The organism is Acidovorax sp. WCS2018Noco2-16 (assembly GCF_031843945.1).
In the GTDB taxonomy this organism is placed as follows: domain Bacteria; phylum Pseudomonadota; class Gammaproteobacteria; order Burkholderiales; family Burkholderiaceae_C; genus Paracidovorax.
Genome location: NZ_JAVTJJ010000005.1, coordinates 172,243 through 191,765, shown reverse-complemented (window position 1 = coordinate 191,765; position 19,523 = coordinate 172,243). Strand labels below are relative to the sequence as shown.

Genomic DNA, 19,523 nt, shown 5'->3' with positions numbered 1-19,523 from the left:
ACTCCTGATGGGGATTGCAACGGCCGCTCAAAGCCAGCCGGCCTGCGCCAGGGAACGCGACACCAGTTGGCCAACCAGTTGGTGGCCGTAAGGCGTGGGATGGAAGCCATCGGCAAAGCCGTAGGTCTGCCACCAGTTCGCGCCGCCGGTGGCACCTGCTGGCGGCGTGGTCGCCGACAAGGCCGCTGCAGTGCAGGTGGCGAAGGTGTAGGTGGGCAGGCCATCGCTGCCGACGCCGGTGGCCGGGCAGGCGGCCGTGGTCACGTTGGTGAGCTGGTACTGCGCCGGGTTGGTCGCCTGGTCCTTGAACGAGGTGTACAGGTCGGCGATCACGATGCGGCTTTCGCCGGCCACGCTGCTGGCGAGCCGCGCATTGAAGGCCTGCACCCAGCCGTCGAACAGCGCTTCGGCCTGTGCCGCAGCCGCCGCGCCGCTGGCCGCCGACACGGAGACGAGCACCGTACGGAAGCGCGGCGTGAGCGTGACGCCGGGCATGTTGACCACGGCCACTCGCTTGGCGCCCTTGTCGAGCGCATTCGTCTTGATGGTGGTGGAGAACTGCGTGGCCAGGGTCTGCATGTACAGCCCGCCCACCTGCGCCAGGCCCGTCGCGCCGGCGGCGAACGCGGTGTTGACGGTCGCCGCGTCCAGCACGCTGCTGAGCACGGCGCGGTAAGCGGCGCCGCCGTCGCGCGGCACCCGCAGGTAGGCGCCGATCAGGTCGGCAGCATCGTTGCCGCCACCGTCGATCAGCACCAGTTCATTGCCGGTGTAGCCCACGGCGCCGGAGTCCTGGATCTGGCGGGTGATCGACACCGGCGAGGTGGGCGCAGTGAAGTTGTTGATGCGGCCACCGCCGACTGCATAGTTGGTGCAGGCCGCGTTGACGTTGAAGCTCGCGCCGGTGGAAACGTAGTGCGGGCACAGCGTCTGGCTGTACGTGGCCGCAACGCGCTCGGGCCAGATGGGGGTGGAGCCGGCGCCGGTAGCGGCCGTGCCCTGTACGGTGAACTTGAGCCCGAAGGTGCCGCTGTCGGCCAGGCTGTCGCCCATGACGCGCACGGACGTGACGGTGGCCGCTGGCGCGGTGTCGGATCCGCCGCCGCCGCAGGCGGACAACAAGGCGGCAACTGCCGAGGCCACGGCCGCACGGGCCGCCCATTGCATGCGAGGTTTCATCAAAAGCTCCTGTTATTAATAGAACGACCGTTCTTTTTTTCAACCCGCATCGTAAGCCGGGCCGCTTTCAGCCACTGAGCGGGTAATCACCGAGGAACCTGCGCTTGCCGTTTCAATCCGGCCGGCCCGCGTCGGCAGCCGCCCATTCCACCAGCGCCTCGATGGCGGGGCGGGCCGCGGGGGCGTTGGCGTGGTTGATGAACGCCACCAGCACGTACCGCTTGCCGCTGGCGGCATGCACGTAACCGGCCATGGCCGTCACGTCGCGCAGCGTGCCGGTCTTCAGATGGGCGCTGCCCGTCGCCCGGCCCTGCGTGCGCCGCAGCGTGCCGTCCACACCCACGATGGGCAGCGACGCCATGAGTTCGGGCATGGCGGGGGACGCCCAGGCCACCTGCAGCATTCGAGCGAGTGCCAGCGCGCTGATGCGCCCGTCACGGCTCAAGCCCGCGCCGTTGTCCATCACCGGCGCATCTGCGCCTGAGCCCAAGCGCTGGCGCCACCACTGGCCCACCACGCCCCGTGCGCCGTCGAAGCTGCCGACGCCGTTGCGCTGCAGCGCCAGCGTCAGAAACAGCTGCTGGGTCATCACGTTGTTGCTGTATTTGTTGATGTCGCGCACCACCTCGGCCAGCGCGGGCGAACGGGTGCTGAAGGCTGGCTGCAGGCCGGCAGGCACCCGGCCGTCGCGCACGCTGCCGGTGAGCCGCCCGCCGAGTTCGCGCCACATGCCTTCGATGGCGCGGGCGGCGTAACCATTCGGGTCGGCCGGCGCAACGGCCCACTGCCGCTCGGCGCAGGCGGCCGGGTACACGCCCTGGAAGGCCACGCGCGTGGCATCGGTCAGTTCGGCCTGCAGGCCCGCGCGCCAGTCGCCGCAGGCTGCGCCCGGTGCCGCCAGCGGCACGGTGGCCTGCAGTTGGATGGAGGCGAGCGGTGGCTCGTAGACCACCCGGGCCACACCCGCCGCCACGTCGGGCAGGAAGGTCATGACGAGGCTCTTGTAGTTGACCAGCAGCGCGTCGGGCGCGGCGTTGTAGGGCCGCAGCGGCTCGCCGTCGAACAGGCCCGCATCGTGCGGCGGCACGTCGAACGCGCTGCGGTCGAGCACGATGTCGCCCACGATCACCTGCACACCCTGGGCGCGCAGCCGCTGCATCAGCAGCCACAGCCGCTCGACCACCAACTTGGGATCGCCCTGGCCCTTGATGTAGACGTTGCCGCGCAGGCTGCCGCCCTGGGGCGCGGCGTCCAGGTACACGGGTGTTTCCCAGGTGAATGCCGGGCCCAGCAGGTCGAGCGCGGCGTAGGTGGTGACCAGCTTCATGACCGACGCGGGGTTGGATGGCACCTGCGCGCGGTAGGCCAGGCGCGGCAGCACGCGGCCGTCGGCTTCCACCACCAGGGCAGAAAAGGCCTCTCGGGGTACCTTGGCGCGCTGCAGGGCGGCGTCCACTGCAGGGGGCAGAGCGGCAGGAGCAGCGGCGGCGGCGCCCGGTGTGGCAGTCTGGCCAAAAGCGTTGGGAGCACCCCAGCCCGCCAGAACCACGATGGCGCACGCTGCGGCAGGGCGCACGTGGCGCATCGAATGTTTGCAAAAGAAGGAAACCATGCGGCAAAGTCTAGCGTTCGCCTCTTGATGCCTTGGCCCCTGGCTGCACGCCGATAATCGGCGGCTGCCTTCCCAGCCTTTCCGCCCGCTTTCGTCATTCCGAGAACGGGGCCAGCCCCTTCCCCCATGCACCTGCTTGCCTTCGACACCAGCACCGACACCTTGTCCATCGCCGTCCAGCGCGGCGCGCAGGTGCGCGAACACCGGGGGCCGGGCGGCGCCCAGGCGTCGGCCACGTTGATTCCTGCGATCCGGTCGTTGATGGCCGATGTTGGGCTGAGCTTCGACATGCTGGATGCAGTCGTCTTCGGCCGTGGCCCGGGCTCGTTCACCGGACTGCGTACCGCGTGCGCGGTGGCGCAGGGGCTGGCTTTCGGTGCACGGGGCGGCCTGGCTGTGCCGGTGCTGCCGGTCGACACCCTGCTGGCGGTGGCCGAGCAGGCCCGCGCCGACCATGGCTGCACGCAGGTGCTGGCCGTGCTGGACGCGCGCATGGACGAGGTCTACGCCGCCGCATTCGAATGGCAGGCAGGCGGCCACTGGCTGGCGCCGGCCGACTTCACCCTGTGCGCACCGCAAGCGCTGGTGGTGCCTGACGGTTTCACGGTGGCTGGCAATGCCCTGGCGGCGTATGGCGAGCGCCTGGCGCCGGGCGCGCCGCACGTGCATGCGCTGCCCACGGCCGCCGCCCTGCTGCGGCTGGCGCCGGCGCTGCTGCAGGGCGGCGCCGCATTGCCCGCTCAGGCGGCGCTGCCGCGCTACATCCGCGACAAGGTGGCACAAACCACCGAAGAACGCGCCGCCATCAAGCGTGCGGCAGCGGCCCCAGCAGCTGCAGTACCTGGCAACGGATTGCCGACATGAGCGCCCTGCCACGCCCTACCGCGGCCAGGCCCGCCGTCGAGGCGCGCTTCGAGGCACTGTCGGTGCAGCATCTGGACACGCTGCTGAAGGTCGAAGCGGCCGCCTACACCCACCCCTGGACGCGCGGCAACTTCATCGACGCCATGGCCGCCGGCTACCAGACGCAGCTGCTGATGGCGGGCGACACGCTGATCGGCTACTTCGTCGCCATGCGCGGCGTGGACGAGATTCATCTGCTCAACATCACCGTGGCGCCCACCTTCCAGCACCAGGGCTGGGCGCGGGTAATGCTCGACGCGCTGGCACTGTGGTCGCGCGGGCAGCAGGCGCAATGGCTGTGGCTGGAAGTGCGTGTGAGCAACCTGCGCGCCCGGCAGATCTATGAAGCCCACGGCTACCAAGTGGTGGGCGAGCGCAAACGTTATTACCCCGCCCACGCCGACCAGCGCGAGGACGCCATCGTGATGAGCCTGAAACTATGAGCCTGGACCTCGACGCCCGCCAACGCGCCATGCTGCAGGAAATGGGGATCGCCGTCTGGGCCCCTCTGCCAGCGGTGCATGCCGAGGCCGTGGCGCCCCCCATCGCAGCCGCACCGGTTGCGGGTGCGGCACCGCGCTTCACGCCCGCTCCGGCGCCGGTCGCCGCAGTGGCTGCCCCCGCTGCGCGAACGGCGGCGCCACACCCCGCGCCGCCGCCCGCAGCCCCCGCACCGGCGGCTGCCGCCGCGGGCTCCACCCAGGGCCTGGTCTGGCATGCGCCCACAGCCGCCTATCCGCAGGCCGACCCTGCCGCCACACCGGCCGGGCTGGGCGCGGGCTGGCTGGTGGTGGTGGAAAGCGCCACGCCCGGCCAGCCGCTGCAAGGCGATGCGGGCCGATTGCTGGACAACATGCTGCGCGCGATGCAGTTGCACCGGCAACCGCGCACCCACATCGCCACGCTGGCACGGGCTGCGGCCATTCCTGCCGAAGGCCACGCCGAGCCGGCCGACGGCATGGCGCAGGCCCTGGAGCAGTTGCGCCCTGCGCTGGTGCTGGTGCTGGGCCTGGGCGCCGCACGCGCGGTGCTGGGCAGCCGCGAACCGCTGGGCCGCCTGCGCGCGGGCGTGCAGTCGCTGGAAGGCCCGGGCGACCTACGCGTGCCGGCCGTGGTGAGCTACGACCCGGCTTACCTGCTGCGCGCCCCTGACGCCAAGGCCGGCGCCTGGGCCGACCTGTGCCGGGCGCTGGCCCTGGTGCGCGGCGCGGCCTGAAATCACCCGTTGCGGGCCACCCGCGCGGCCGGCAAAAGGCGCGTGGGCGGTGCCATAATTCGCCGCTTTGCTTCACTTCAGAGAAATAGAGAACGCCCTCATGGAAACCTACCCTAGTTGGTAGCTTTCAGCTCCTGGCCGGCCACCTGCCGCGGGGTTGAAAGCGTACCCCGCCCCCTTCGCAGACGCCAAAGAACACACCGGGAGTGAGCCCATGCTCAACATCTTTTCGCTCGCCAACGGCCGGCTGGTCCAGGAAGAAATCGAATCCCTGGAAGAACTCGCGCAGTTCCAGCCCATCTGGGTCGATCTGGAGTCGCCCACGCTGGAAGAAAAACGCTGGATCAAGCAGCACTACGGCCTGTCCATCCCCGAAGACGCGATGGACGAGGACATCGAGGAATCCGCCCGCTTCTACGAAGAAGACAACGGCGAGCTGCACATTCGCAGCGACTTTCTGATCGACGACGACGAGGACCCACGCTCAGTCCGCGTGGCTTTCATCCTGAACCTGGTCAACGACACGCTCAAGAGCAAAGGCGTGCTGTTTTCCATCCACGACGAAGACGTGCCGGTCTTTCGCCTGCTGCGCATGCGTGCGCGCCGGGCGCCCGGGCTGATCGAAGACGCCAAGGAAGTGCTGCTCAAGCTCTTCGACGCCGACGCCGAATATTCCGCCGACACGCTGGAAAACATCTACGACGAGCTCAAGGACGTCAGCAACCAGGTGCTGGCCGGCGACGTGACCGACGCACGCGCCGGCGAGGTGCTGGCCGCCATTGCCCGGCAGGAAGACCTGAACAGCCGCATTCGCCGCAACGTGATGGACACGCGCCGCGCGGTGAGCTTCATGATGCGCAGCAAGATGCTCAACGCCGAGCAGTTCGAAGAAGCCCGGCAGATCCTGCGCGACATCGAATCGCTGGACAACCACACGGCGTTTCTGTTCGACAAGATCAACTTCCTGATGGACGCCACGGTCGGCTTCATCAACATCAACCAGAACAAGATCATCAAGATCTTCTCGGTGGCCAGCGTCGCGCTGCTGCCGCCCACGCTGATCGCGAGCGTGTACGGCATGAACATGCAGTTCCCGGAACTGCAGCTGCTGGGCGCGGCCGGCTATCCGTATGTGCTGGGGTTGATGGTCTTCAGCGCGGTGGGGCCGATGTGGTACTTCCGCAAGCGCGGCTGGTTGAAGTGACGCCCCCCTGAGGCGCTGGCGCGCCTTCCCCCGGAGGGGGACGACGCCTTCAGCCCGGCGAAGCCGGTTCTGCGGCGTCTGCTGGCGAAGGCATGCCTTGTGATGAGAGTGGTCGAAGCCCGGCAGTTTTATAGCCAAATCGGCCTCTAGCGCTTATCCATCAAGCGCAAGCAGCTATTATATTTATAGCACTTGCATGAATTCGCCGATGGCCTCGTCGGCGTAGCGGCTGGCGACTTCGGTGACGAAGCGGGCGAAGTCGACGTGGGCGGTGTCGTCGGCGCGGTCGGAGATGGTGCGCATGGCGGCAAAGGGCACGCCGTAGTCAGCGCAGACCTGGGCCACGGCGGCGCCTTCCATTTCCACGGCCAGCACCTCGTGGCCGGCCTGGGCCAGCGATGTGCGCAGGGTGTGTGCGCCGGCCGCGGTGCCCACGAAGACGTCGCCGCTGGCCACCAGGCCGGTGTGCCGGCGTGGTGCACGCAAGGCCAGGTGGTCGTTGCCGCCCGCATTCAGCGGCGCCGGCATGCGCTGCAGGCAGGCATCGACGGCATGGGCCAGCAGTGCAGTGAGTGCGGCGTCGCAGCCCCAGCGCGTGCGGCCGTAGCCGGGCACTTCCCAGCGCGGAAAAAGCGGCGATGCGTCCATGTCGTGCTGCACGAAGTCGTGCGCCACCACCACGTCGCCCACCGCTACTTCTTCACCCAGGCCACCGGCCACGCCGGTGAAGACGATGCGCGCTACGCCGAAGCGTTCGATGAGGGCCGTGGCCGTGGTGGCCGCGGCCACCTTGCCGATGCCCGACAGCGCCAGCACCACGTCATGCCCGTGCAAAGAGCCCTGCCAGAACATGCGCCCGGCGTGGACGGTGCGGCGGGCATGCCCCAGCGCGGCGGCCAGCCCCGCCTGTTCATCGGGCAATGCGCTGAGGATGGCCGTGGTCATGGGTGATAACTGTGAACCCAGCGCACACCACGCCAGCGGACGCTGCGCAAAGTCCGCCAAGACACTGTGCCGGCGCTGGCGTCGCCCACCGTCCCGATGCGCGTAGCGCCACAAGAGAACGGGGGCGCGGCCCAGCCGCTCAGGGGGATGGTCACTTCTTGTCGCGCAGCTCGCGCCGCAGGATCTTGCCGACCGGCGTCTTGGGCAGATCGGTGCGGAACTCGATCACGCGCGGTTGCTTGTAGCCGGTGAGGTTGGCCTTGCAGAATTCCTTGACCTGGGCTTCCGTGAGCGTCGGGTCTTTCTTGACGATGACCAGCTTGACGGCCTCGCCGGTCTTCTCGTCGGGCACGCCCACCACGGCGCATTCCAGCACGCCGGGCAGCATGGCGACGACTTCTTCCACCTCGTTGGGGTAGACGTTGAAGCCGCTGACCAGCACCATGTCCTTCTTGCGGTCCACGATCTTGAAGTAGCCGCGCTCGTCCATCACGCCGATGTCGCCGGAGCGGAAGTAGCCGTCCGCCGTCATCACCTTGGCTGTTTCGTCCGGCCGCTGCCAGTAGCCGGCCATGACCTGCGGGCCCTTGATGGCGATCTCGCCCGGCCGGCCGACGCCGACAACGTCGTTGCCTTCGTCGTCGATCAGCTTCATGAGCGTGCTGGGAATCGGCACGCCGATGGTGCCGGTGAACTGCGTCGCCGTCACCGGGTTGCAGCTGGCCGAGGGGCTGGTCTCCGACAGGCCGTAGCCTTCGCAGATCGGGCAGCCGGTCTTTTCCAGCCACAGCTTGGCCACGGCGCCCTGCACCGCCATGCCGCCGCCGACGGACACGCGCAGGTTCTTCCAGTTCACGATGTTGAAATCAGGATGGTTGGCCAGCCCGTTGAACAGCGTGTTGACGGCAGGAAAGCTGTGGAAGGTGTGCTTCGACAGCTCCTTGAGCACAGCGGCCAGGTCGCGCGGGTTGGGGATGAGGATGGTCTTGCCGCCCGTGCGCAGCGACAGCATCATGTTCACGGTGAACGCGAAGATGTGATAGAGCGGCAGCGCGCACACGCTGGTGGGCTGCTCGCCCGCCGGTACCTTGGCCATCACGGGGGCGTTCCAGGCTTCGGACTGCAGCACGTTGGCGATCACGTTGCGGTGCAGCAGCACGGCGCCCTTCGACACACCGGTGGTGCCGCCCGTGTACTGCAGCAGGGCCACGTCATCCGGCTGGATGGCGGGCACCACCAGCTTCGGGCCGCCTGCACCCTTGGCCAGTGCGTCGTTGAAGCGCACCGCGCCGGGCAGCTGGAACTCAGGCACCAGCTTCTTGACGTTGCGCACCACGTAGTTGACGACCAGGCCCTTGAGGAACCCCAGCCGGTCGCCCATGGTCGCCAGCACCACGTGCTTGACCTGCGTCTGTGCGATGCAGGCCTGCAGCACGTGGGCGAAGTTCTCAATGATGACGATGGCCTTGGCGCCTGAATCCTTGAGCTGGTGTTCCAGTTCGCGTGGCGTGTAGAGCGGGTTCACGTTGACCACCACAAAGCCGGCGCGCAGCACGGCGGCCACGGCCACGGGGTATTGCGGCACGTTGGGCATCATCAGCGCGACACGGTCGCCCTTGACCAGGCCCAGCCCCTGCAGATACGCGGCCAAGTCGCGGCTTTGCGCGTCGGTCTCGGCGTAGGTCACGTCACGGCCCATGAAGCTGTAGGCAACGCGGTCTGCGTACTGGCGGAAGGCCTCATCCATCAACGCAACCAGCGATGGGTATTGGGATGCGTCGATGTCGGCGGGCACCCCTTGCGGATAGGCGGCGAGCCACGGTCGGTCGGTCATGCTTGTCTCTCCAATTTACTTCTAGTCACAAAGGAACCTGCGCATTGTCTCTGCGCCCGCCGCTTGGGCGCGTCGGTACTTTCGCTAGCGCTGGCCGGGTGTTCCGGCCGCGCCCAGCCCAGAGGTCATGGTAGTCACGCGCCCCACCGGGGGATCTGCTTACCGGGGCACCGTGTAGGGGAAGGGCGGCACGACGAAGCGGCCGTCCATCATGCCGGTGCTCAGGCGCGCAGCCTCGGCCAGGCGCTCGCCCCAGGCCAGCGCGGGCCGTCCGGCGTGCAGAAATTCTTCGTTGGTGCGCGTGTCAGGGCGCAGCAGGCGTTGGTCGGCCACCACGTCTACCGCGATGTAGGCGCCGCCCGTGCCGGCATAGCGGAACAAGGTGTGCGAGTACGGCTTGGGCAGCTCGATCTTGTGGCGCGCCATCCACGCGGCAACGCCCGGCCGGTTCTCGCCCAGGTAGTTGGCGGTGTCGGCCCGGCGCTTGTAGCGCAGGCAGTCGACGCGAACGGGGCTGCCTTGCGTGGCGTCCTGCACCTCCACGCCTTCTTGGCGCGGGCACGGCGCCGTCCAGAAGGTGGTGTCGCGAAGGTAGTTGGAGCTGTTGGTCTGCACCAGCATCACGGCCAGCAACTCTTTGGCCGGACCGCGCAGGCCCAGGGCCACCATGCTGAGTGGAATGTCGTTGGAGGTGTCGTCAGGCAGCACGTCGATGACTTCGTTGCCGCCGCCCAGCGGCTCCCACGCTGCGCCCGGCGGCAACTCGAGCTGGGCACGGCCCACGCGCGGAAGGTCGGGCTGCAGCGGCGCGCAGGCGGCCAGGGTCAGTGCGGCAATCAGGGTCAGCGCGGCGCGGCCGGCACGGAAAGACAGGGGCATGAAAACGATCCTCGTTGGTCGGAGCTTTTGCGGGCCACAGCCGCATGGCACACAGGTGGCACGGGCAGCGGTGGATACGGGCAGAGCGGTTCCGCCGGCATGTTCGCTCGATGGGCCGGAAGGTTACCTGATCCCGCCGCCACCACGCCGGAGCTGAAAAGCCCGGGGCGTTTCCTGCGCCACCGGGCTCGTGCCTCGCCAATCAGCGGCCCGAGGCCCACGGCTGTTGGGCGGCCTTCTTGTTGTCGAAATATGCATCTACGGCGTCCATGAGCTCCTGCTGCGCTGCATTGACGGGCGGCTCGATCAGGGCGGCAGACCGCAGGATGGTCTTGAGCGTCTGCAGGTGGTAGTCAGTGAAACGGTCGGCGCTGCGCTCCAGCACCGCAGGCAGTTCGGACACGGCCAGCGGACGGTTGCGCAGCATGTGGGCACTCGCAACGCACAGTCCGCTGGCGTCGGCATCGGACAGACCCAGGTGCTGGCTCAGCAGCGCCTGCACGCCGCTCTTTTGCTGTGCGGTGACCAGGCCCGTGGTCTGCACCGTCGCCAGCGCCAGCACCGCGACCACGTCCACGGGGTGGTCCAGGGCATACAGCGGCGGCGTGTTGACCTTCTTCTTCCAGGCACGCCGGTGAAAGAAGGTGAGCGGATTGAGCCACCCCACGTCGATGCCAAAGCGCCGCAGCGCCTCCATGGCCATGGTGAAGGTGATGACCAAACCCAGGATTTGCAGAATGACCCCCATGGCGCGCCCTCTCTTCATCTGTTGGTTGATGGGTAGCGGCCATGCCGCCCCGAAAATTATGCAGGTTGCGGCGCAGGGGAGGCGGACATTGGTGGTGCTGGCGTGCAGACCGGCACCAAAGTCCTCAACAAATGGTGCCGCTCAGGCTTTGAGCGTGGCGAGCACTTCGTCCAGCATCTTCTTGGCATCGCCGAAGAGCATGCGGTTGTTGTCCTTGTAGAACAGCGGGTTGTCCACGCCGGCGTAGCCGGACGCCATGCTGCGCTTCATGACGATGGAGGTCTTCGCCTTCCAGACCTCCAGCACCGGCATGCCGGCGATGGGGCTGGCCGGGTCGTCCTGCGCGGCGGGGTTCACGATGTCGTTGGCGCCGATGACGATGGCCACGTCGGTCTCGGGGAAGTCGTCGTTGATCTCGTCCATCTCCATCACGATGTCATAGGGCACCTTGGCCTCGGCCAGCAGCACGTTCATGTGGCCCGGCATGCGGCCGGCCACGGGGTGGATGGCGAAGCGCACGCTCACGCCTCGGTCGCGCAAGGTGCGGGTGATGTCGTTGACGGTGTGCTGCGCCTGGGCCACGGCCATGCCGTAGCCGGGCACGATGACGACGCTCTGGGCCTCGCGCAGCAGCGCCGCGGTGTCGGCGGCACTCACGGGCTGGACTTCGCCCTGCGGCTCGGCGCTATCGCCGGCCTGACCCTTCTTGGCCGCTGAGCCGCCGCCCGTGCCGAAGCCGCCCGCGATCACGCTGATGAAATTGCGGTTCATCGCGGTGCACATGATGTAGCTGAGGATGGCGCCCGACGAGCCGACCAGCGCGCCGGTGACGATCAGCAGGTCGTTGCCGAGCATGAAGCCCGTGGCCGCCGCCGCCCAGCCCGAATAGCTGTTGAGCATGGAAACCACCACCGGCATGTCAGCCCCGCCGATGGCCAAGACCATGTGCACGCCGAACAGCAGCGCGATGGCCGTCATCACCGCGAGCGGCACCATGCCATCGGCCACGGTGTCGGCCTGCAGGAAGGCGCGGCCGAACCACACCACCGTCAGCAGCGCGGCCAAGTTGATCCAGTGGCGCGCGGGCAGCAGCAATGGTTTGCCGCCGATGCGGCCATTGAGCTTGCCGAAGGCGATCAACGAACCCGAGAAGGTCACCGCGCCAATCAGGATGCCGACGTAGACCTCCAACGCATGGATGGTCTTTTCGGCGCCCTGAAGCGGAGCCGACGTGTCCACGTAGCTGGCAAAACCCACCAGGCAGGCCGCCAGGCCGACCAGGCTGTGCATGAGTGCGACCAGCTCGGGCATCTGCGTCATCTTCACGGCCCTGGCGGCATACAGGCCGATGCCGCCGCCGATCACCAGAGCCCCGACGATCCAGGCGACGCCGGAGGGGCCGACACGCGGGCCGAACACCGTGGCCAGCACGGCCAGCGCCATGCCCACCATGCCAAACAGGTTGCCGCGGCGCGACGTCTCAGGGTTGGAAAGCCCGCCCAGACTCAGGATGAACAAAATGGCAGCGCCGAGATAGGCCACCGTAGCAAGACTTTGGGACATGGTGCGGGTCTCCCTCTCTTTGTTCTTGTCGTTTCTTGTCGTTATTTGCGGAACATGGCCAGCATGCGCCGCGTGACCGCGAAGCCGCCGAACATGTTGATGGCCGTGAGCACCAATGCGGCAAAGGCCAGCCACAGGATCAGTCCGTCAGGTCGCCCGTTCACCCCGGCCTGCGGCGGCGAGATCTGTACCAGCGCACCAATGGCGATGATGCTGGATATGGCGTTGGTGACGCTCATCAGCGGCGTGTGCAGCGCGGGCTTGACGTTCCACACCACCATGTAGCCGATGAAGCAGGCCAGCACGAACACCGTGAAGTGGCCCAGGAACGCGGCGGGCGCGTAGGCGCCGATGAACCAGAAGGCCAGTGCTGCGCATGCAAAGAGGATGGCCAGCGTCTTGGCTGGCAGCGGGGCGCTGCTGCCATGGCCGTGGCCGGCCTTCTTGTCCGCCACGGGCGTGGCCGGCTTGGGCGCTGGCACGGGGGCGGCCTTGAGCGGCGGCGCTGGCCAGGTCACGGTACCGTCCTTGATGACCGTGAGGCCGCGGATCGCGTCGTCCTCCATGTTGACCACGGCCTGGCCATCCTTGGCTTTGCACAGCTCCTCGACCAGGCGCAGCAGGTTGGTGGCATACAGCGTGGACGACTGGCGGGCCAGGCGGGAAGGCAGATCGGTGTAGCCGATGAGCGTCACGCCGTGGCGCACCACGGCCTCGCCAGGCACCGTGAGCTCGCAGTTGCCGCCTTGTTCGGCTGCCATGTCCACGATGACGCTGCCGGGCTTCATGGACTGCACCATCTCAGCCGTGATGAGTTGGGGTGCGGGTTTGCCGGGGATCAGCGCCGTGGTGATGATGATGTCCGCCTCCCGGGCCTGCTGCGCATACATCTGGCGCTGCGCGGCCTGGAAGCCCTCGCTCATCACCTTGGCGTAGCCACCGCCGCCCGCGCCGTCTTCCTCGTAGTCGACCTTGACGAACTCGCCACCCAGCGACTTGACCTGGTCGGCCACCTCGGCACGCGTGTCGTTGGCGCGCACGATGGCGCCCAGGTTCGCTGCCGTGCCGATGGCGGCCAGCCCGGCCACGCCGGCACCGGCAATGAACACCTTGGCCGGCGGCACCTTGCCGGCGGCAGTGATCTGGCCGTTGAAGTAGCGGCCGAAGGCGTTGGCCGCCTCGATCACGGCGCGGTAGCCGGACACACTCGCCGTGGAGGTCAGCGCATCCATTTTCTGCGCGCGGCTCAGCGTGCGCGGCAGGCAGTCGATGGCCAGCACCGTGGCGCCCTTCTCGGCCAGTTGCGCCATCAGCGCCGGGTGCTGCGCCGGCCAGACGAAACCGATCAACGTGCCGCCTGCACGCATCAGCCCCACCTCGTCGGCGCTGGGCGGGCGCACCTTCAGGACGATGTCCGATGCCGCCCACAGGGCAGCGGCGTCGGGCAAAACCTCGGCGCCAGCGGCGCGGTAGGCGTCATCGCTGAACTGGGCCGCATCGCCCGCACCGGTCTCGATGGCCACCGAGAAACCCAGTTGAACGAGCTTTTCGACCGCATCGGGCACCGTGGCCACCCGCTTTTCGCCGGCAAAGGTTTCCCGCGCGACGCCTATGCGCTGCGCTGTGGGGGTGGTGCTCGCTTGCATGGAAGGTCTCCTGGAATGTGGCCCTCCCGTACGGGGCGGTATGGGGGCGGCACAAAGCGCACGCTCTTCGTACGGCGTTGCCGGGCGATGAGCTTGCATGGAGACGCATCCTGCACGATTGCGCACCCACGGGACATGGGGAATGTCCCACAAAGCAAAACCGGCAGCGCGAAGGCTGCCGGTTTGCAAGAGAAGGCGCATGTGCCCTCAGAACTGGTTTGCGATCTCGCAGGGAGATCGCAAAAAGGTTCTCAGTTGACGACCTGGGAGAGTTCGCCCTTGGCGTAGCGCTGGGCCATCACCTGCAGGTTGTGGCCCCGGACCTTGGCACCCTGGCCTTCGCAGCCGAACTCGATATAGCGCTGCTTGCAGACCTGCTTGGCGGCTTCGCGGGCGGGCTTGAGCCACTCGCGTGCGTCGAACTTGTCGGGGTTCTCGAACAGGAACTTGCGCACCGCGCCGGTCATCGCCAGGCGGATATCGGTGTCGATGTTGATCTTGCGCACGCCGTGCTTGATAGCTTCCTGGATCTCCTCCACCGGCACGCCGTAGGTTTCCTTCATCTTGCCGCCGTACTGATTGATGATCGCCAGCAGCTCGGCCGGCACCGACGAGGAGCCGTGCATCACCAGGTGGGTGTTGGGAATGCGCTGGTGAATTTCTTTCACGCGGCTGATGGCCAGGATGTCGCCGGTGGGCTTGCGGCTGAACTTGTAGGCGCCGTGGCTGGTGCCGATGGCGATGGCCAGCGCGTCCAGCTGGGTGGCCTTGACGAAAGTAGCGGCTTCTTCCGGGTCGGTCAGCATCTGGCTGTGGTCGAGCTTCACGTCGGCGCCAATGCCGTCTTCCTCGCCAGCTTCGCCGGTTTCCAGGTTGCCCAGGCAGCCGAGCTCGCCTTCGACCGTCACGCCGACCTTGTGCGCCATTTCCACCACGCGGCGGGTCACGTCGACGTTGTAGTCGAAGTCGGCCGGGGTCTTGCCGTCTTCACGCAGCGAGCCGTCCATCATCACCGAGCCGAAGCCCAGGTCGATGGCGCCCTGGCAGATGAGGGGGCTCTGGCCGTGGTCTTGGTGCATGACCAGCGGAATGTTCGGGTAGGCCTCGACCGCAGCCTGAATCAGATGCTTGATGAACGCTTCGCCGGCATATTTGCGTGCGCCGGCGCTGGCCTGCAGGATCACCGGCGCACCGGTTTCCTTGGCGGCTTCCATCACGGCCTGGACCTGTTCCAGGTTGTTCACGTTGAAGGCGGGAATGCCGTAGCTGTTTTCAGCGGCATGGTCGAGCAGTTCGCGCATCGAGACGAGAGGCATGGGTGGGTCCATTCAAAGGGGGTGAAGGAAGGGCCGCGGGGCCGGGGCCACGATGCCGCAAGGCTTCGTAACCGCTTGGTAACCCGTGATTTTATCCGGCCGCAATGTCAGCGGAATTCGCCAATGTCATGCGCCAGCAGGTGGTGAAGGGCGCGGGGGCCGCAGCCGGCCCGAACTGCCCGCCATGCACCTGTGCGACGCGGGCGACGATTTCGTGGCCCAGATGCAGGCTGTCCACCGGCGGCGCGCAGGGCGCGGCGCCCGCACGGCTGCCGTCGTCGCACACCTGCAGCCACGCAGCCATGCCCGCTTCAGCGCGGAGGGCCGCCGGACCGGCCTGCACTTCGATGCGTGTGCCAGCGGGCGTGTGGCGCAGGGCGTTTTCCACCAGGTTGCGCAGGGCCAGTTCTAGGAGCACCGCGTTGCCCCGCACCGTGACATTCGATTCGGCCGTCACGGCAATGCTGCCGCCGTGCTCCCAGGCAGCCTGCGCGTAGTCGGCGCCCACGCTGCGGGCCAGCGCCGCCAGGTCCACGGTTTCCGATTCCTGCAGCCGGGTGCGGCTGGTGCGCGCAAGCGCCAGCAACTGGTTCAGCACATGCCCGGCGCGCAGCGCGTCCTTGGCGATGCGGTCCAGCGCCTGGGCGTGCTGGTCGGCCGGCAGGCCGCCGGCCAACGCATTGGCGTTCAGTACGATCGAGGACAGCGGAGTGCGCAATTCGTGCGCCACCTCATTGGCCAGCCGGCGCTCTCGCTCCAGCACCGCCTGCTGCCGGTCGAGCAGCGTGTTGATGGAGGCCACCACCGGCGCGAATTCGCGCAGCGGCGTGCGTGCGGCCAGGCGCTGCGCGCCGGCCACGTCCAGCGCGGCCACGTCACCCGACAGCGAATACAGCGGCCGCAGCCCGCGTCGCACGGCCAGCCCCAGGGCCAGCGCCACCACGGGCAGCAGCCACAGTCCCGGCTCGACCATCTGCCCGGCGATGTCGTCGGCCAGGTCGTCGCGCTCCTGCAGATCCAGTAGCACCATGATCTTGCGCTCGCGGGCCGCGTCCCATTGCGAGAAGGCGCGCCAGGCCGGCGCGGAAGGCTGGCCCAGTTGCAGGTCGGCAAAGCCCTCGGGCGCCTCGAACGGAGGCAGCGGCGCGCTGCCGGTGTGGGTGAGCAGGCGCCCGGTGGCGTCCCACTGCGACACGCTGAGCGACTGCTGGTAGTCGTGCGCCTTCAGCCACGGCATGTCGGTCCGCTGCGTGGCGCGTGCGGAATCCACCACCGAGCCGGGCGCGAGGTTCAGCAGCAGGGCCGCCACGCTGGCCAGGTGACCGTCGGTCAGCTCGTCCGCCTCGTGCACGCCGGTCTGGTAGGCCATGGCGACGAAGCTGGCCCAGACCAGCACCAGCGCGCCCAGCGTCCAGTACAGCAACCGCCAGGTCAGGGACGGCTGGCGGCGCAGCAGGGCTGCGGGCGGCGCGGATGTTTCGGTGCTGGGCGAGACAGAAGGCATGCGCGTCACTCGGCAGGAATGAAATAACCCACGCCGCGCATGGTGACGATGCGGTCGTTGCCCAGCTTGCGGCGCAGGTGGTGGATGTGGACTTCGATGGCGTTGCTCTCCACCGCGGTCTGCCAGCTGTACAGGCGCTCTTCGATCTGCTGGCGCGACAGCACGCGCCCGCGCGACTCCAGCAACACGCGCAGCACCGAAAACTCGCGCGGCGACATCTCCACCAGTGCGCCGGCCCGTCGCACCGTGCGCGCGGCCGGATCCACCTCCAGCTCGCCATGGCGAATCGTGGGCGATGCACGGCCGGCCGAGCGGCGCAGCAGGGCGCGCAGCCTTGCCTCCAGTTCGTCCACGTCGAAGGGCTTGGCCAGGTAGTCGTCGGCGCCCAGGTCCAGCCCGGCAATGCGCTGGTGTACCTGGTCGCGCGCGGTCAGGATCATCACCGGCGTGGCCGGGTCTGGCAGCGCCGGCTCGCCCGCCAGCGGCGCGGGGCTGGCGCGCAGGCGCTGCAGCAGTTCGCCGCCGTCCAGGTCGGGCAGGCCCAGGTCGAGCAGCACCGCCGCGAAGGGCTCCATGCGCAGCGCGCTCCATGCGGCGGCCACGCTGCCGCACACGTCTATCGCGTAGCCACGCTGCTGCAGCGTGGCGCGCAGGCCACCGGCAATGCCGGCATCGTCTTCGACCACCAGGATTCGCATGCGGCGATTGTGGGCCCACGGTGGTCTTCGCTCCCATAAGACGGCGTTAAGAACGCGCCGTTAAGGTGCGCGACCATGACCCGTCCTCTCCAGCCCATTTCGTCGGCCTCTGCCGCCGCCGGCCTTGCGCCCCGCACCTGGCGCAGCGACACCGCACTGCTCGCCATTCCTGTTGCCGCCGTGCTGCTGGCGCTGTGGGACATGACCTCTCTCGACTTGTGGCTGGCGCACTGGTCCGGCACGGCCGCAGGGTTTGCGCTGCGCGACTACTGGGTGCTGTCGCGGCTGCTGCACGACGACCTGCGGCTGGCCGCCTGGGCGGCAGCGACGGCGCTGATCGTGGGCGTCTGGCTGCCCTGGGGTCCGCTGCGCCGCATCGACCTGCCGCGCCGCCTGGCACTGGCGGTGGCGCTGCTGCTGTCGCTGGCCGTCGTCTCCGCCGGCAAGGCGTTCAGCCACACCAGCTGCCCGTGGGACCTGGCGCAGTTCGGCGGCGTGGCGCGCCATGTGTCGCACTGGAGCTGGGGCCTGCGCGACGGTGGCAGCGGGCATTGCTTTCCTGGTGGCCATGCCTCGGCGGGCTTCGCCTTTCTGTCGCTGTACTTCGCCTGGCGGCACGACGCGCCCCGCCTGGCGCGCGCCTGCCTCGTCGCCGCGCTGCTGGGCGGCCTGGCGCTGGGCTGGGTGCAGCAAATGCGCGGTGCGCACTTCATGAGCCACAACCTCTGGACGGCCTGGCTGTGCTGGACCACCTGCTGGGCGGTGGATGCCGTGCGCCGGCGCTGCAGCAGAGCGGTGCCGGCGGCGGCCGGCCCGCTCACGGTCAGTTGGCCCGGCAGATCTTGAGCATGTTGGTGCCGCCCGGCGCGCCCATGGGCTCGCCGCAGGTGATGACGTAGAGGTCGCCCTGCTGCACGATGTTGCGGGTCTTGAGGTGCCCCTCGGCCTGCTCCAGCGCCGTGTCGCGGTCCACGCTGGTGTCCATCAGCAGCGGGCGCACGTTGCGGTACATGGCCATCTTGCGCTGCGTGGCCACCTTCGGGGTCAGCGCATAGATCGGAATGTGGATGCGGTGGCGGCTCATCCAGAGCGCGGTCGAGCCGCTGTCGGTCAGCGCCACCAGCGCCTTGGCGCCCAGGTGGTGCGCCGTGAACAGCGCGCCCATGGCGATGGACTGGTCGATGCGGCCCAGGGTCTGGCCGATGAAGTCGGAATCGCGCTCGGGGTCTTCGGCAGCCTCGGCGGCGGCGCAGATCTTGGCCATTTCTTCCACCGTCTCCAGCGGGTACTTGCCGGCGGCAGTCTCTGCGCTCAGCATCACGGCGTCGGTGCCGTCCAGCACGGCGTTGGCCACGTCGCTCACCTCGGCGCGGGTGGGCACGGCGTTGGTGATCATGCTCTCCATCATCTGCGTGGCGGTGATGACGACCTTGTCCATGTCGCGCGCCATGCGGATCATCTTCTTTTGCAGCGCGGGCACGGCCGCGTTGCCCACTTCCACCGCCAGATCGCCCCGCGCCACCATGATGCCGTCGGACACGCGCAAAATTTCTTCCAGCAGCGGCACCGCTTCGGCGCGCTCGATCTTCGCGATCAGGCCCGGCTTGTGGCGGTATTCGGCCGCAGCCACGTTGCACAGCTGACGCGCCATTTCCATGTCGGTGGCGTTTTTCGGAAAACTTACGGCCACGTAGTCGGCCTGAAAGCTCATGGCGGTCTTGATGTCGTCCATGTCCTTGGCCGTCAGCGCCGGCGCCGTCAGGCCGCCGCCCTGCTTGTTGATGCCCTTGTTGTTGGACAGCTCGCCGCCGATCTTGACCGTGGTGTGCACCTCCTCGCCACGCACCGCCGTCACCACCATCACGATCAGGCCGTCGTTGAGCAGCAGCACGTCGCCCGCCTTCACGTCGCGCGGCAGCTCCTTGTAGTCCAGCCCCACGCCGTTCTGGTCACCCGGCTCGATGCGAGAGGCGTCGAGGATGAAAGGCTGGCCCGGCTGCAGCATGACGCGGCCTTCGGCGAACTTGCCCACGCGGATCTTCGGGCCCTGCAGGTCGGCCATGATGGCCACTTCACGCCCGGCCCGCTGGGCGGCCTCGCGCACTGCCGTGGCGCGGTCGATGTGGTCCTGCGCCTTGCCGTGGCTGAAGTTCAGCCGCACCACGTTGACGCCGGCGCGGATCATCTGCTCGAGCAATTGCGGGTCGCTGGACGCCGGCCCGAGGGTGGCAACGATCTTGGTAGCGCGGCGAATCTGCATGGCTATGTCTCTTTCT

At 68.1% G+C, this 19,523-nt stretch carries 17 protein-coding genes; 5 read left to right on the top strand and 12 right to left on the bottom strand.

Annotation, left to right across the window (positions count from 1 at the left end; all coding sequences use genetic code 11):
* Positions 1 to 27: 27 nt before the first annotated feature.
* Both RQI28_RS13105 and dacB read right to left on the bottom strand, forming a co-directional pair.
* Positions 28 to 1,179, bottom strand: coding sequence for an SGNH/GDSL hydrolase family protein (locus RQI28_RS13105; RefSeq protein ID WP_311222342.1), 1,152 nt, complete (start codon positions 1,177 to 1,179; stop codon positions 28 to 30).
* A gap of 112 nt (positions 1,180 to 1,291) precedes the next feature.
* Complete coding sequence (gene dacB / locus RQI28_RS13100) at positions 1,292 to 2,791, bottom strand: D-alanyl-D-alanine carboxypeptidase/D-alanyl-D-alanine-endopeptidase (RefSeq protein WP_311222341.1); 1,500 nt, start codon at positions 2,789 to 2,791, stop codon at positions 1,292 to 1,294.
* A 126-nt stretch (positions 2,792 to 2,917) separates the two neighbouring features.
* Here dacB and tsaB point away from each other — a divergent pair, with 126 nt between their 5' ends.
* From tsaB to corA, 4 genes are all read left to right on the top strand, one after another.
* Complete coding sequence (tsaB, locus tag RQI28_RS13095) at positions 2,918 to 3,655, top strand: tRNA (adenosine(37)-N6)-threonylcarbamoyltransferase complex dimerization subunit type 1 TsaB (RefSeq protein WP_311222340.1); 738 nt, start codon at positions 2,918 to 2,920, stop codon at positions 3,653 to 3,655.
* Positions 3,652 to 4,137, top strand: coding sequence for a ribosomal protein S18-alanine N-acetyltransferase (rimI, locus tag RQI28_RS13090; RefSeq protein WP_311222339.1), 486 nt, complete (start codon positions 3,652 to 3,654; stop codon positions 4,135 to 4,137). The genes tsaB and rimI overlap by 4 nt, the downstream gene beginning before the upstream one ends.
* A complete protein-coding gene (locus tag RQI28_RS13085) occupies positions 4,134 to 4,910 on the top strand; it encodes a uracil-DNA glycosylase family protein (protein ID WP_311222338.1) in 777 nt (258 codons plus the stop codon). The genes rimI and RQI28_RS13085 overlap by 4 nt, the downstream gene beginning before the upstream one ends.
* A 214-nt stretch (positions 4,911 to 5,124) precedes the next feature.
* Complete coding sequence (gene corA / locus RQI28_RS13080; protein ID WP_311222337.1) at positions 5,125 to 6,114, top strand: magnesium/cobalt transporter CorA; 990 nt, start codon at positions 5,125 to 5,127, stop codon at positions 6,112 to 6,114.
* Between the two features lie 183 nt (positions 6,115 to 6,297).
* Here corA and RQI28_RS13075 read toward each other — a convergent pair whose 3' ends face one another.
* From RQI28_RS13075 to RQI28_RS13035, 9 genes are all read right to left on the bottom strand, one after another.
* Positions 6,298 to 7,059: a 5'-methylthioadenosine/adenosylhomocysteine nucleosidase gene (locus tag RQI28_RS13075; RefSeq protein WP_311222336.1), complete on the bottom strand. Its 762-nt coding sequence runs from the start codon at positions 7,057 to 7,059 to the stop codon at positions 6,298 to 6,300.
* Positions 7,060 to 7,210: 151 nt separating this feature from the next.
* Positions 7,211 to 8,893: a long-chain-fatty-acid--CoA ligase gene (locus tag RQI28_RS13070; RefSeq protein WP_311222335.1), complete on the bottom strand. Its 1,683-nt coding sequence runs from the start codon at positions 8,891 to 8,893 to the stop codon at positions 7,211 to 7,213.
* A gap of 159 nt (positions 8,894 to 9,052) precedes the next feature.
* Positions 9,053 to 9,772, bottom strand: coding sequence for a hypothetical protein (locus RQI28_RS13065; RefSeq protein ID WP_311222334.1), 720 nt, complete (start codon positions 9,770 to 9,772; stop codon positions 9,053 to 9,055).
* A gap of 202 nt (positions 9,773 to 9,974) precedes the next feature.
* Positions 9,975 to 10,520, bottom strand: coding sequence for a phenylacetic acid degradation protein (locus tag RQI28_RS13060; protein WP_311222333.1), 546 nt, complete (start codon positions 10,518 to 10,520; stop codon positions 9,975 to 9,977).
* A gap of 141 nt (positions 10,521 to 10,661) precedes the next feature.
* Positions 10,662 to 12,083, bottom strand: coding sequence for a Re/Si-specific NAD(P)(+) transhydrogenase subunit beta (pntB, locus tag RQI28_RS13055; RefSeq protein WP_311222332.1), 1,422 nt, complete (start codon positions 12,081 to 12,083; stop codon positions 10,662 to 10,664).
* Between the two features lie 41 nt (positions 12,084 to 12,124).
* Entirely contained in the window at positions 12,125 to 13,729 is a 1,605-nt protein-coding gene (locus tag RQI28_RS13050; RefSeq protein ID WP_311222331.1) for a Re/Si-specific NAD(P)(+) transhydrogenase subunit alpha, read from the bottom strand.
* Between the two features lie 251 nt (positions 13,730 to 13,980).
* The gene (gene fba / locus RQI28_RS13045; protein WP_311222330.1) at positions 13,981 to 15,045 is read right to left on the bottom strand and encodes a class II fructose-bisphosphate aldolase; all 1,065 of its coding nucleotides are present in this window, start codon (positions 15,043 to 15,045) and stop codon (positions 13,981 to 13,983) included.
* Positions 15,046 to 15,136: 91 nt separating this feature from the next.
* Positions 15,137 to 16,549, bottom strand: coding sequence for a histidine kinase dimerization/phospho-acceptor domain-containing protein (locus tag RQI28_RS13040; RefSeq protein WP_311222329.1), 1,413 nt, complete (start codon positions 16,547 to 16,549; stop codon positions 15,137 to 15,139).
* A gap of 5 nt (positions 16,550 to 16,554) precedes the next feature.
* Positions 16,555 to 17,247 carry a response regulator transcription factor gene (locus RQI28_RS13035; RefSeq protein ID WP_311222328.1) on the bottom strand — a complete coding sequence of 231 codons (693 nt, stop codon included), beginning with the start codon at positions 17,245 to 17,247 and terminating at the stop codon, positions 16,555 to 16,557.
* Between the two features lie 75 nt (positions 17,248 to 17,322).
* Here RQI28_RS13035 and RQI28_RS13030 point away from each other — a divergent pair, with 75 nt between their 5' ends.
* Complete coding sequence (locus tag RQI28_RS13030; RefSeq protein WP_311222327.1) at positions 17,323 to 18,093, top strand: phosphatase PAP2 family protein; 771 nt, start codon at positions 17,323 to 17,325, stop codon at positions 18,091 to 18,093.
* Here RQI28_RS13030 and pyk read toward each other — a convergent pair.
* Positions 18,071 to 19,507 (bottom strand): pyruvate kinase, encoded by a 1,437-nt coding sequence (pyk, locus tag RQI28_RS13025; RefSeq protein ID WP_311222326.1) that lies wholly within the window; start codon positions 19,505 to 19,507, stop codon positions 18,071 to 18,073. The genes RQI28_RS13030 and pyk overlap by 23 nt on opposite strands.
* Positions 19,508 to 19,523: the final 16 nt, after the last annotated feature.

Bases quoted from the DNA above. Each gene is read 5' to 3' on its own strand.
- dacB (WP_311222341.1), bottom strand. From the start codon at position 2,791: ATGGTTTCCTTCTTTTGCAAACATTCGATGCGCCACGTGCGCCCTGCC.
- RQI28_RS13065 (WP_311222334.1), bottom strand. From the start codon at position 9,772: ATGCCCCTGTCTTTCCGTGCCGGCCGCGCCGCGCTGACCCTGATTGCC.
- rimI (WP_311222339.1), top strand. From the start codon at position 3,652: ATGAGCGCCCTGCCACGCCCTACCGCGGCCAGGCCCGCCGTCGAGGCG.
- RQI28_RS13030 (WP_311222327.1), top strand. From the start codon at position 17,323: ATGACCCGTCCTCTCCAGCCCATTTCGTCGGCCTCTGCCGCCGCCGGC.
- RQI28_RS13085 (WP_311222338.1), top strand. From the start codon at position 4,134: ATGAGCCTGGACCTCGACGCCCGCCAACGCGCCATGCTGCAGGAAATG.
- pntB (WP_311222332.1), bottom strand. From the start codon at position 12,083: ATGTCCCAAAGTCTTGCTACGGTGGCCTATCTCGGCGCTGCCATTTTG.
- RQI28_RS13035 (WP_311222328.1), bottom strand. From the start codon at position 17,247: ATGCGAATCCTGGTGGTCGAAGACGATGCCGGCATTGCCGGTGGCCTG.
- corA (WP_311222337.1), top strand. From the start codon at position 5,125: ATGCTCAACATCTTTTCGCTCGCCAACGGCCGGCTGGTCCAGGAAGAA.
- RQI28_RS13075 (WP_311222336.1), bottom strand. From the start codon at position 7,059: ATGACCACGGCCATCCTCAGCGCATTGCCCGATGAACAGGCGGGGCTG.
- RQI28_RS13105 (WP_311222342.1), bottom strand. From the start codon at position 1,179: ATGAAACCTCGCATGCAATGGGCGGCCCGTGCGGCCGTGGCCTCGGCA.
- fba (WP_311222330.1), bottom strand. From the start codon at position 15,045: ATGCCTCTCGTCTCGATGCGCGAACTGCTCGACCATGCCGCTGAAAAC.
- RQI28_RS13060 (WP_311222333.1), bottom strand. From the start codon at position 10,520: ATGGGGGTCATTCTGCAAATCCTGGGTTTGGTCATCACCTTCACCATG.
- pyk (WP_311222326.1), bottom strand. From the start codon at position 19,507: ATGCAGATTCGCCGCGCTACCAAGATCGTTGCCACCCTCGGGCCGGCG.
- tsaB (WP_311222340.1), top strand. From the start codon at position 2,918: ATGCACCTGCTTGCCTTCGACACCAGCACCGACACCTTGTCCATCGCC.
- RQI28_RS13070 (WP_311222335.1), bottom strand. From the start codon at position 8,893: ATGACCGACCGACCGTGGCTCGCCGCCTATCCGCAAGGGGTGCCCGCC.
- RQI28_RS13050 (WP_311222331.1), bottom strand. From the start codon at position 13,729: ATGCAAGCGAGCACCACCCCCACAGCGCAGCGCATAGGCGTCGCGCGG.
- RQI28_RS13040 (WP_311222329.1), bottom strand. From the start codon at position 16,549: ATGCCTTCTGTCTCGCCCAGCACCGAAACATCCGCGCCGCCCGCAGCC.